This is a genomic window from Nostoc sp. JL34 (assembly GCF_017114945.1).
In the GTDB taxonomy this organism is placed as follows: domain Bacteria; phylum Cyanobacteriota; class Cyanobacteriia; order Cyanobacteriales; family Nostocaceae; genus Nostoc.
This window is the reverse complement of the sequence record NZ_JABXKQ010000106.1, coordinates 1-9,664: the sequence shown is the minus strand read 5'-3', so window position 1 is coordinate 9,664 and position 9,664 is coordinate 1. Positions and strand designations below refer to the sequence as shown.

At 42.2% G+C, this 9,664-nt stretch carries 9 protein-coding genes and 1 pseudogene; 9 read left to right on the top strand and 1 reads right to left on the bottom strand.

Features of this window, described 5'->3' with window-relative positions; genetic code table 11:
- Positions 1-90: 90 nt before the first annotated feature.
- The 9 genes and pseudogenes from dndC to HWQ44_RS18850 form a co-directional block, all read left to right on the top strand.
- Positions 91-1,065, top strand: a pseudogene (gene dndC, locus HWQ44_RS18890) (DNA phosphorothioation system sulfurtransferase DndC); the annotation flags it as partial.
- A 62-nt stretch (positions 1,066-1,127) separates the two neighbouring features.
- Complete coding sequence (dndD, locus tag HWQ44_RS18885; RefSeq protein WP_292721579.1) at positions 1,128-3,113, top strand: DNA sulfur modification protein DndD; 1,986 nt, start codon at positions 1,128-1,130, stop codon at positions 3,111-3,113.
- Between the two features lie 97 nt (positions 3,114-3,210).
- On the top strand, positions 3,211-3,597 hold the full coding sequence (gene dndE / locus HWQ44_RS18880) for a DNA sulfur modification protein DndE (RefSeq protein WP_292721577.1): 387 nt from the start codon (positions 3,211-3,213) through the stop codon (positions 3,595-3,597).
- A 50-nt stretch (positions 3,598-3,647) separates the two neighbouring features.
- The gene (locus HWQ44_RS18875) at positions 3,648-5,096 is read left to right on the top strand and encodes a DNA phosphorothioation-associated putative methyltransferase (protein WP_292721575.1); all 1,449 of its coding nucleotides are present in this window, start codon (positions 3,648-3,650) and stop codon (positions 5,094-5,096) included.
- 256 nt (positions 5,097-5,352) lie between these two features.
- On the top strand, positions 5,353-6,645 hold the full coding sequence (locus tag HWQ44_RS18870; protein ID WP_292721572.1) for an AmpG family muropeptide MFS transporter: 1,293 nt from the start codon (positions 5,353-5,355) through the stop codon (positions 6,643-6,645).
- A complete protein-coding gene (locus tag HWQ44_RS18865) occupies positions 6,630-7,043 on the top strand; it encodes an ABC transporter permease (protein ID WP_292721570.1) in 414 nt (137 codons plus the stop codon). Before HWQ44_RS18870 ends, HWQ44_RS18865 begins: the two co-directional genes overlap by 16 nt.
- A gap of 183 nt (positions 7,044-7,226) precedes the next feature.
- Complete coding sequence (locus HWQ44_RS18860; RefSeq protein WP_292721568.1) at positions 7,227-7,415, top strand: hypothetical protein; 189 nt, start codon at positions 7,227-7,229, stop codon at positions 7,413-7,415.
- Positions 7,416-7,436: 21 nt separating this feature from the next.
- Positions 7,437-8,054, top strand: coding sequence for an N-acetyltransferase (locus tag HWQ44_RS18855; RefSeq protein ID WP_292721566.1), 618 nt, complete (start codon positions 7,437-7,439; stop codon positions 8,052-8,054).
- A gap of 162 nt (positions 8,055-8,216) precedes the next feature.
- Positions 8,217-8,975 (top strand): HEAT repeat domain-containing protein, encoded by a 759-nt coding sequence (locus HWQ44_RS18850; RefSeq protein ID WP_292721563.1) that lies wholly within the window; start codon positions 8,217-8,219, stop codon positions 8,973-8,975.
- 130 nt (positions 8,976-9,105) lie between these two features.
- On the opposite strand, the gene HWQ44_RS18845 is transcribed toward HWQ44_RS18850, so the two are convergent.
- The gene (locus HWQ44_RS18845; protein ID WP_292721561.1) at positions 9,106-9,492 is read right to left on the bottom strand and encodes a phosphomannose isomerase type II C-terminal cupin domain; all 387 of its coding nucleotides are present in this window, start codon (positions 9,490-9,492) and stop codon (positions 9,106-9,108) included.
- Positions 9,493-9,664: the final 172 nt, after the last annotated feature.

Below are 9,664 nucleotides of genomic sequence, written 5' to 3'. Positions count from 1 at the left end.
TTGAATACCCCATTTTCAACCCTAAACTGTTTCAATGCACCTAATTTCTGTTGATTCTACTTGCTCGTCTAAAAGATATCAAATGGGTTCTATAGAGGTGCTTCTGCTGATAATGAATGTCCTTTAGTTGTCGATACATCTACTCCTAGTTGTGGTAGCTCGCGTTTTGGTTGCTGGGTTTGTACGCTGGTTAGTCAAGATAAATCGCTGGCGGCGATGATTCAAAATGACGAAGAGAAAGAGTGGATGCAACCTTTACTTGATTTCCGTAAAGAATTGGATGCTGAAGAAACCCGTGATAAAAGAGATTTCCGACGTAGAAATGGTGGTGTCCAACTTTATGAACGTAACTTAGAAGATGGGATATCTATTGAACATATTCCTGGCCCGTTTATTAAAGAAGCGCGGGAGGATTGGCTAAGAAAGTTACTTACCGTTGAAAAACAAATTCGTCAAACAGCGCCAGAAAATATGCGCGACATCACCCTAATCACTTTAGAAGAAATGAGTGAAATTCGTCGCATTTGGCTAGAAGAAAGACACGAATTTGATGATAGTTTACCCCGGATTTATCAAGAAGTGACTGGCGAAGAATTTCAAGATCCCCGTCCTGGTGCTGACTATAGCCTGTTAGGTCTAGATGAATGGGCAGTACTAGAAGAAATCTGTGAAGGCGATGTTATGCACTTGGAACTCATGGCAAAGCTATTAGACACAGAATACCAATATCGCAAAAAAGCTCGTCGCACGGGAATATACAACACTTTAGAGAAATGTTTTGATACGAGTTCGCGTTCCCAAAAAGATGCAATTGATCATGCTCATTTAAAACGCGATTTAAGAGAAGCAATTACTGATGGTGACATTATAAAATTTAAGGAAAAATTTAAGCAGTTAACTTTGGGGGATGTTGATATTAAAGACGAGGTTAGAGATGAAATTATAGCTATACCAGATGAAGTTAATGTAATAGCCAATGACCAAATATCAACAATATCTCCTATAGAACCTGATGTAACATCTCAAAATTGGGCAAATATCAAATTTAAAGGTAAAAACCATTAATAGTAACGCAAGAATACACAAAATTAAAAAGTGTGTTATTGCACTTAAATATTCAAATAATTATGATATTTCTTGAACTCGTATTACAAAACTTTGGCCCCTACAGTGGCAAACAGGTAATCAATCTTAACCCAAAAACTGATGAAGAAAATTCGCGTCCAATTATCCTATTAGGTGGTATGAATGGCGGCGGAAAAACCACCCTTATGGATGCCATTCGTCTCGCCCTTTATGGCGCTCGTGCCCAATGTTCTACCCGTGGGAATTTAAGTTATAACGATTTTCTCAATCAATGTGTTAACAACAAAATAGATCCAGTTGCAGATACCCGGATTGAATTACTTTTTGAACATATTGAAAACGATAAACCAATAAAATACCGTGTTGTGCGTAGTTGGACAAAAAATCCTAAAGACGGGAAAGATACATTAGGTATTTTAGGTGACAGTGATACATGGCCTGATGCTTTAGTTAATATCTGGGATGAATATATTGAAAATCTTCTGCCATTAGGGATTTCCAACTTATTTCTCTTTGATGGTGAACAAGTTAAAGAACTTGCAGAACAGGAAACACCACCACCAGTTGTAGTAGATGCAATTCGCGGACTTTTAGGGTTAGAGTTAGCAGACCGTTTAGCAGTTGATTTAGATATTTTAGTTAACCGTAAACTGAAAGAAGTTGGTAATAGTAAAGATTTAGCAAACCTAGAGGAAATTGAAACTAGGTTAACCCAACAGCAAGAAGATTATCAAACCACAGAAGAGAAAGTAGAAATTCTCAAAAATCAGGTAGAAGAGTTAGAACAAAAGCAGCAAGAAGCTTTTGATAAATTTATTTCTGAAGGTGGGAAGATTGCAGCAGAACGCAATCAACTAGAACTACAACAGCATACAAAAACTGCGGAAATCGAACAAGTACGTCAGTCGATGTGTGAATTAGCGGCTGATATTTTACCTTTGGCATTAATTCCCAATTTGCTTAATCAGGCGCAAATACAGGGGGAAAAAGAATTTCGCCATCAACAGATACAAATTTCTAAAGATTTGTTAATTGAGCGAGATCAGCGCTTACTCACTTGGCTAAATCAAGTAGAATTTTCTCCGATAGAAGTTGAAAAAATACAATCATTTTTAATCCAAGACGTAGATAATTTATATGCAAAGACTATCCAGATAGAAGCACCTTGGTTATTAGCTGATGATGAAACTTTAAGTCAGCTAGATAATCTGATATATCACTTACAAAATTCTAAACTTTCTGCAAAAGAGAAATTAGCTATTCTCAAAAATAAAGAAGAAGAAATTCATACTCTAGAAAGGCAAGTGCAAACAGCAGCAGCACCAGAAGATTATACAAAGCTGCGTCAAGCATTAGAATCAGCACAAAATCAAGTCGTTGAAGCTAAAGCAAATTACGAAACAATCCGCCGCCGTTTAGCTGAATTAGAAACTATTATTGCCAAGTCAAAAAGAGAATTAAGTGATTATACTGTAGAAAATATTAAACATAAAAATAGCGAACATATTATTACCTCTGCGGCTAAAGTTCAAAACACACTCAAGATTTTTCGGGATAAATTAACTCTGCGAAAACTGAATAAATTAGAGGAGGAAGTTAAAAATTGCTTCCTTTATCTTCTCCATAAATCAGACTTAGTGCATCGCATCACTATTGATACCAAGACTTTCAGCCTTTTGCTTTACGATTTAAATGGTAAACCAGTCCCTAAACATCGTTTATCAGCAGGCGAAAAACAACTACTTGCGATCGCATTCCTCTGGGGTTTAGCCAAAGTCTCTGGACACCGCCTACCAGTAGCAATCGATACGCCACTAGGTAGACTAGACTCCTCTCACCGCAGTAACTTAGTTGAACGTTACTTTCCATCAGCCAGCCATCAAGTGATTTTGTTATCTACAGATACCGAAATTGGCAAAAAAGAAGTTGAAACACTGCGAGAAAACGAAGCGATCGCTCGTGAATATCTGCTTAAATATGACTCCACTACCCGCCAAACAACCATACAACCAGGATATTTTTGGTAGTAGATATATTTCTGACTCCAAGATGCTTGAAGTTGAAACTGCGGTTCGCTACTGTTTGGGTTTATGACCGAAAACTACTTTAATTTTTAGGAAGATTATGGAATCACCAATCGAAAGAATAAAACTTTCGCAAACAGCCAAAGACCAACTTACCAAACTTAAGCGCAGCACAAAAATCGACCAATGGAATATCCTTTGTCGTTGGGCGTTTTGTCGTTCCCTCGCAGAATCAACCACACCCTCCCCCGTCCCAATCCCCCAAGATAGCAACGTCGAAATGAGTTGGCGCGTCTTTGGTGGCGAAATGTCCGATATACTCCTTATCGCCCTCAAGCAACGCTGTCACAACGACGGCTATCCCACCGACAAAGAAACCCTCGCCACCCAATTCCGCTTACATTTGCATCGCGGTATTGGCTACTTAGCAGGCGATCCAAATATCAAGAAAATTGAAGATTTAATTGAACTAGCGGTTAAAAATTGAAAGGATATTAGTTGACTGTTAACTGTTCACTGTTAACTGAAACTAATATTATGCCTGAAGCGCTAGAAATTGAGCGTCATCGAGCTGCGATCGCTCGTACTGATATATCTCGCCCCGTGCGATTGGCAATAGAATGGGCAATCCTGAATCCAGACACCACTTTTTTTGACTATGGTTGCGGCTACGGTGGTGATGTCCAGCGAGTAAAAAACTTAGGTTACACCAGTGCAGGTTGGGACCCTTACTATTATCCTGATATACCACGCACCGCCGCCGATGTGGTCAACTTAGGTTATGTCCTCAACGTCATTGAAGACTCAGAGGAACGCCGTCAAAGCCTAATCCAAGCCTGGGAACTCACTGGGAAAGTTTTAATTGTCGCGGCTCAAATCCTGATTAACGCTCCCAGTAAAACCCAACTTGCTTACAATGATGGCATTGTGACGCGCCGCAATACTTTTCAGAAATATTACGAACAACAAGAACTCAAAACTTATATTGATGAAGTCCTAAATGTCGATGCAGTCCCGATTGCACTAGGCGTTTACTTTGTTTTTCGAGATGAAGCTGAAAAAGAAAGTTATAAGGCTATCCGCTTCTTTTCTACCACTTCTACACCGCGAGTCCGCATCCCCATTAAGCGGTTTGAAGACTATGAAGAACAGCTACAACCACTCATGACGTTTTTTACCAAGCGCGGTAGATTACCTGTGAAAGGCGAATTGGAAAATGAACAAGAATTACTGAGCGAATTTGGTAACTTCCGCCGCGCCTTTGGTGTAGTTTTACAAGCTACTGATGAGGCTGAATGGGATGCGATCGCTTATCGTCGTTCTCTAGATATCCAAGTTTATCTCGCCCTCACCCACTTCGATCGACGCCCTGCATGGCAAAAGCTAGCGCCAGAAATGCGTCACGATATCAAAGCCTTTTTTAGTAGCTATGAGGAAGCTTGTCAAGTAGCCGACCAAAAGCTTTTCAGCTTAGGCAAATCTGGGGTGATTCAAACTGCGTGCGAAAAAAGCAAAATTGGTAAACACACGCGCGGTGCGCTTTACATCCATGTTTCCGCATTAGCAGCACTTGATCCCGTACTACGAATTTGTGAAGGTTGCGCTAGCCGTACCATTGGGCGTATTGATGAAGCCACATTAATTAAATATCACACTGATAAGCCGCAAATATCCTATCTGTCTTATCCCGAATTTGACACTGATCCCCACCCGGCATTAAAAGCCAGCATCGGTATTGATTTAAAAACCCTATTCGTCACTCATCGAGACTACGAAACTAGGGCAAATCCGCCGATTTTGCACCGTAAGGAAACATTTGTTACCAACAACTACCCTGGTTACGAAGAATTTGCTAAACTCACCCAACAAGAACAGAAATTAGGGCTGCTTAACCAAAAAAGCGACATTGGTACGCGTGAAGGTTGGGAAAAATGCCTCGGCGCACACAGAGTAGAAATCAGGGGGCATCAGGTTTATCCAATTTAGGAAAGTTAAGAAAACGCTGACGCTATAAGGTTATCCTGAATTTGTATTTAACCCAAGTAAATCTTGGTAGTTTGTCATGTTTGCGAAAAATCACACAGCAGCGATGACTAGTTTCAATCCCCGATCGGGATTATATAAGGAACTCCTGCCGCTCCGATAATTCAAACCTTTATAGGTACTAATTACATGATATACTTTTGCATTTCCTCGTTGTATTTTATTGATATTTCCTCAAAAGAGGCTAAAAGTTAAAACAATGAGGAAAATTAAATCGCTACTGGGAGTTTTCGGTAGTCGCAAGATGGCGGCTTTATTATTTTTAGGTTTTTCATCGGGTTTACCGTTATTGTTAATCGGTAATACCTTAAAGGCTTGGATGACCGTAGAGAAGGTAGATTTAGCCGCTATTGGTTGGTTTAGCCTCGCGAGTTTGCCTTATTCCTTAAAGTTTCTGTGGTCGCCACTGCTGGACAGGTTCGCCTTACCAGTTTTGGGACGACGACGGGGTTGGTTAATTTTGACGCAGATTGCTTTGATTGTAGCGATCGCACTCATGGCTTTCCAACAACCCAAACAAGCGTTACAGCTGCTAGCCATCAACGCCATAGTCATCGCCTTTATCAGTGCAACTCAAGATATCGCTGCTGATGCCTACCGCACCGACGTTTTAGAAAAACTTGAAATGGGGGCTGGTGCAGCAGTTTTTATCTTAGGTTATCGAATTGCCCTGTTAGTCGCAGGTGCTTTAGCCTTGATACTTGCTGATAAACTGCCTTGGTCATCGGTTTACTTGTTTATGGCCGGAACAATGGTAATAGGTATTTTTGCCACCTTGTTCGCGCCAGAACCCAAGGAAATTAGCCCTCCAGCTTCTCTAAGTGATGCTGTAATCTTGCCCTTTCGAGAATTTTTTCAGCGTCAAAGTATTATTAAAGCTATTCTAATGCTTGCATTCATTACCCTATACAAGCTAGGTGATGCTTTATTGAGCAATATGACCACGCCTTTTTTGCTACAAACTGGTTTTACTAAAACCGACATTGGAGCAATTCAAGTAGGGATGGGGTTAATTGCTACGATTGTCGGTGCTTTAGTAGGTGGTTCTATTTTGAGTGCTATTGGCATCAATCGATCACTTTGGGTTTTTGGTATTCTACAAGCAGTAAGTAATTTAGCTTACTTTTTTCTAGCATACATCGGTAAAAACTACCAAGCTATGGTACTTGCCATCAACGTAGAACAATTTTGTGGTGGATTGGGGACAGCAGCCTTTGTTGCCTTTTTGATGAGTCTTTGTAACCAGCGGTTTTCCGCAACCCAATATGCTTTGTTATCCAGTTTAATGGCTGTCAGCCGCGATATTCTGGCGGCCCCTGGAGGCGCGATCGCCCAAAGCACGGGTTGGCCTATATTTTTCTTAATTACCATCGCCGCCGCTGTACCAGGACTACTCCTATTGCCAGTATTTGCCCCCTGGAACCCTCAGCCAGTGGCAGTATCCAGACCAGGACTTGAGGACGAAGAAGAGGATATATGGGGAATCAAGTAGTTATTGCTGTCGGCACATTCATCCTCTTACTCACTGGTTTATTACTTGGGTATGTTCTCTCGCAGTTAGTTCTGGGATTTCTAGCATTTAACCTCCTAACTTTTTTCGGAACACTCAGCCTAATTTTAATTTTTGGTACACTTTATTACGTTTTATTTTGGCAATTGCGAAGAGAGCAGTCCCGGCCATCAACTATAAATCAAGGGATACCAAACCAGGTAGAGGAGGGTTTATCTGATAGTTATCTCAAAAATAGGCTAATCGCTAAATTATCCGGTGATACTGTTGCTGCCGAAAGGTTAATTGAACAGGCAAAGGAAACTTATCCTGGGATGCCGGAGAATTGGTATTGCGAAAGAGTACTTGATGACTTAGAGCGCGATCGCCAGCGGGAGTAAGGGAGTGGATGAGGGAGATGAGGGAATGTATTGAACAAGTCTCTTCCTTGTCTCCCTCTCTACCTTGTCTCTTCTCTATGTCCAATTCCCGTACACAGAAAATTGCTAAAATAAATCAAGAATACTTCACAAATCTTCAGCTAAGTTCTCATAAAAGTTCGTAGCTCCCTTTGAAATTAAAATATGGCTATTTTTCGTCAATACATCGCCCCACTGCTTGCAGTATTGGTATTTCTCTTTGCCCTAGTCGCAGTCAGCGCTCGGATATTTTTACCTTCTGATATGGCCGCACCTGCACCAATTGAAGAGGTAGGAATAATTTCTCAACCGACTCCAACTGATTTACCACCAGCAGCACATAACGCGAGCTAGCTAAGTCAATAAACGTTACAAGTGTCTAAGCAACTACTACCTGGATATATTATTCGCCGTGGCTCTGCTTTGGAGCGATCGCTGCTGCTTAAATTTATGCAGCGAACTTACCAGGATATTTTTCCAAATGAGGATTTTTCCCACCTAGAGCAAACAGTTAAGCAATACTTTTCTAGCGATACGCCCTTATGGTGGGTAGAAGAGGAGGGGGAGCAGGGGAGCAGGGGAGCAGAGGAGCGGGGAAGCGGCACTTCGGCTACGCTCAGTGACCGAGGAGCAGGGGAGCGGGGGAGCAATAAAGAATCTCTCTCCTCTGCCCCTCTGCCCCTCTGCCCCTCTGCTCTCCATCCCCCTATTGCTTGCCTCTGGGTGGGCAATGCCATAGATCAAGTACATGGGAACCGTCATGCTCATATCTTTATCCTCTACGTTGTACCAGAACATCGGCGACGGGGTATTGGTACAGCCTTGATGCGATATGTGGAAAATTGGGCTATTCAAAGAGGCGATCGCCAGATTGGACTGCAAGTGTTTCAATCCAACAAACCCGCATTGAATCTTTACAATCAGTTAGGTTATCAAACCCAATCCATCTGGATGGTAAAATTCCTGAGTGCAGAAAAAGAAACTCAAGGATAGCGATAACATACTGTTGTGTCTGAGTTATGGAGGTTCTCGTTTGGATAAAACTCAACGAGGAAGAAGGGAAAATGTATAAGAACCCAACTAATATATATAAAGCTTTAACTTATTGGCGCGGGGGATTATGTGTTAATCCCTTTTCGGGATTGAAATTAAATTATGTATGACGAAGACGATCTAAGCCTACTCGATATTGAGGAGGAGCTAGAAAGCCCCTTAGATAAAATAGAGCCACTAACTGCCGAATCAGTTGTGGCAAAACCCGATCCAGAAGTGATGCTAGCCTTGCTGGAAAATCCCCAGCCCCAGCAAAGAATGTTAGCAGCACGTGCTTTTTGTGATATAGAAGATGCCCGTGCTACCCCCCATCTGATTCGCCTGTTAACTGATAACTGTCCCTTAGTGCGAGTGAGCGCAGCTTATGGCATCGGACGCAATCCCAGTTTAGAGGCAGTGAGTCCGTTAATTGCTCAACTAAACAGCGATTGGAATGGCTATGTGCGTAAAGGTGTAGTTTGGGCTTTAGGAAACTGTCGCGATCGCCGTTCTTTAGCACCCCTAGCAAACGCCTTAAGAACAGACATTTCCGCAGTACGTTTGTGGGCTGCTAGCGCCTTAGCACAGATGGCAGAAGTGGGTTATGAAGCAGTTATAGGAGCAACACCACCATTAATTGAAGCCTTAGTCCAAGATCCCGTAGCAGCTGTGCGAAGTAACAGTGCTTGGGCAATTGGTCAACTGTGCCGCGAATTGCCTTCTAATGTAGTTTATGCCACAGCGATCGATGCCCTAATTCAAGCCTTTGCCGAAGACCAAGATTTAGGAGTCCGGGAAGACGCCAAAGCCTCACTGTTAGGAGTGGGCGATCCCCGTGGCTTGCAGCTGATTGAAACCCTGGAACAAGAAGGGTGGTTTTGATTAAACATTGGGCATTGGGCATTGGGCATTGAAAAGAGGCAGAGGGGCAGGGTGCGGGGAGCGGAGGGGAAAATTCTATTCTTCTCCCTGCTCCCTGCTCCCCTAGCCCTTACTGTCCTTCAGCTACAGATTAGACCAAATTTAAGTCATAAGGGCGCTCAGTATCATCCTCACCCAAATATTCACCATTTTGAATTTCCAGAATAATTAGCGGGATATGTCCAGGATTTTCTACCTTATGTAGTGTTGCTGCGGGGACATAAGTTGATTCGTTTCGATTCAGTAATATTTCCGCATCGCCACAAGTCACCTTTGCCACACCGGAAACTACAACCCAATGTTCATTGCGGTGATAATGGATTTGTGGTTTAATGCCATGCCTGGGCTTGATTTCAACACGACTAATTCTATAGGTTTCTCCCTCTTCGATCACCTCTACTTCACCCCAATATCGTGTACCTGAATGTGAAGGCAATTCGTTGATATTTGACTGAGTATTATTTTCATTGGGAGTCATAATCAATTTCTCAACCAGATGAGTATTAGTATTTATCAGTAATTTACCGTAAACGAGATAAACCTGCGTAGGGAGATATAGCAATCCGATTTGATTTCTGAATCACTCTAGAGGTAAGGGACTGGGGACTGGGGACTGGGGACTGGGGACTGGGGACTGGGGACTGGGGACT

Bases quoted from the DNA above. Each gene is read 5' to 3' on its own strand.
- dndD (WP_292721579.1), top strand. From the start codon at position 1,128: ATGATATTTCTTGAACTCGTATTACAAAACTTTGGCCCCTACAGTGGC.
- HWQ44_RS18850 (WP_292721563.1), top strand. From the start codon at position 8,217: ATGTATGACGAAGACGATCTAAGCCTACTCGATATTGAGGAGGAGCTA.
- HWQ44_RS18865 (WP_292721570.1), top strand. From the start codon at position 6,630: ATGGGGAATCAAGTAGTTATTGCTGTCGGCACATTCATCCTCTTACTC.
- dndE (WP_292721577.1), top strand. From the start codon at position 3,211: ATGGAATCACCAATCGAAAGAATAAAACTTTCGCAAACAGCCAAAGAC.
- HWQ44_RS18845 (WP_292721561.1), bottom strand. From the start codon at position 9,492: ATGACTCCCAATGAAAATAATACTCAGTCAAATATCAACGAATTGCCT.
- HWQ44_RS18875 (WP_292721575.1), top strand. From the start codon at position 3,648: ATGCCTGAAGCGCTAGAAATTGAGCGTCATCGAGCTGCGATCGCTCGT.
- HWQ44_RS18860 (WP_292721568.1), top strand. From the start codon at position 7,227: ATGGCTATTTTTCGTCAATACATCGCCCCACTGCTTGCAGTATTGGTA.
- HWQ44_RS18870 (WP_292721572.1), top strand. From the start codon at position 5,353: ATGAGGAAAATTAAATCGCTACTGGGAGTTTTCGGTAGTCGCAAGATG.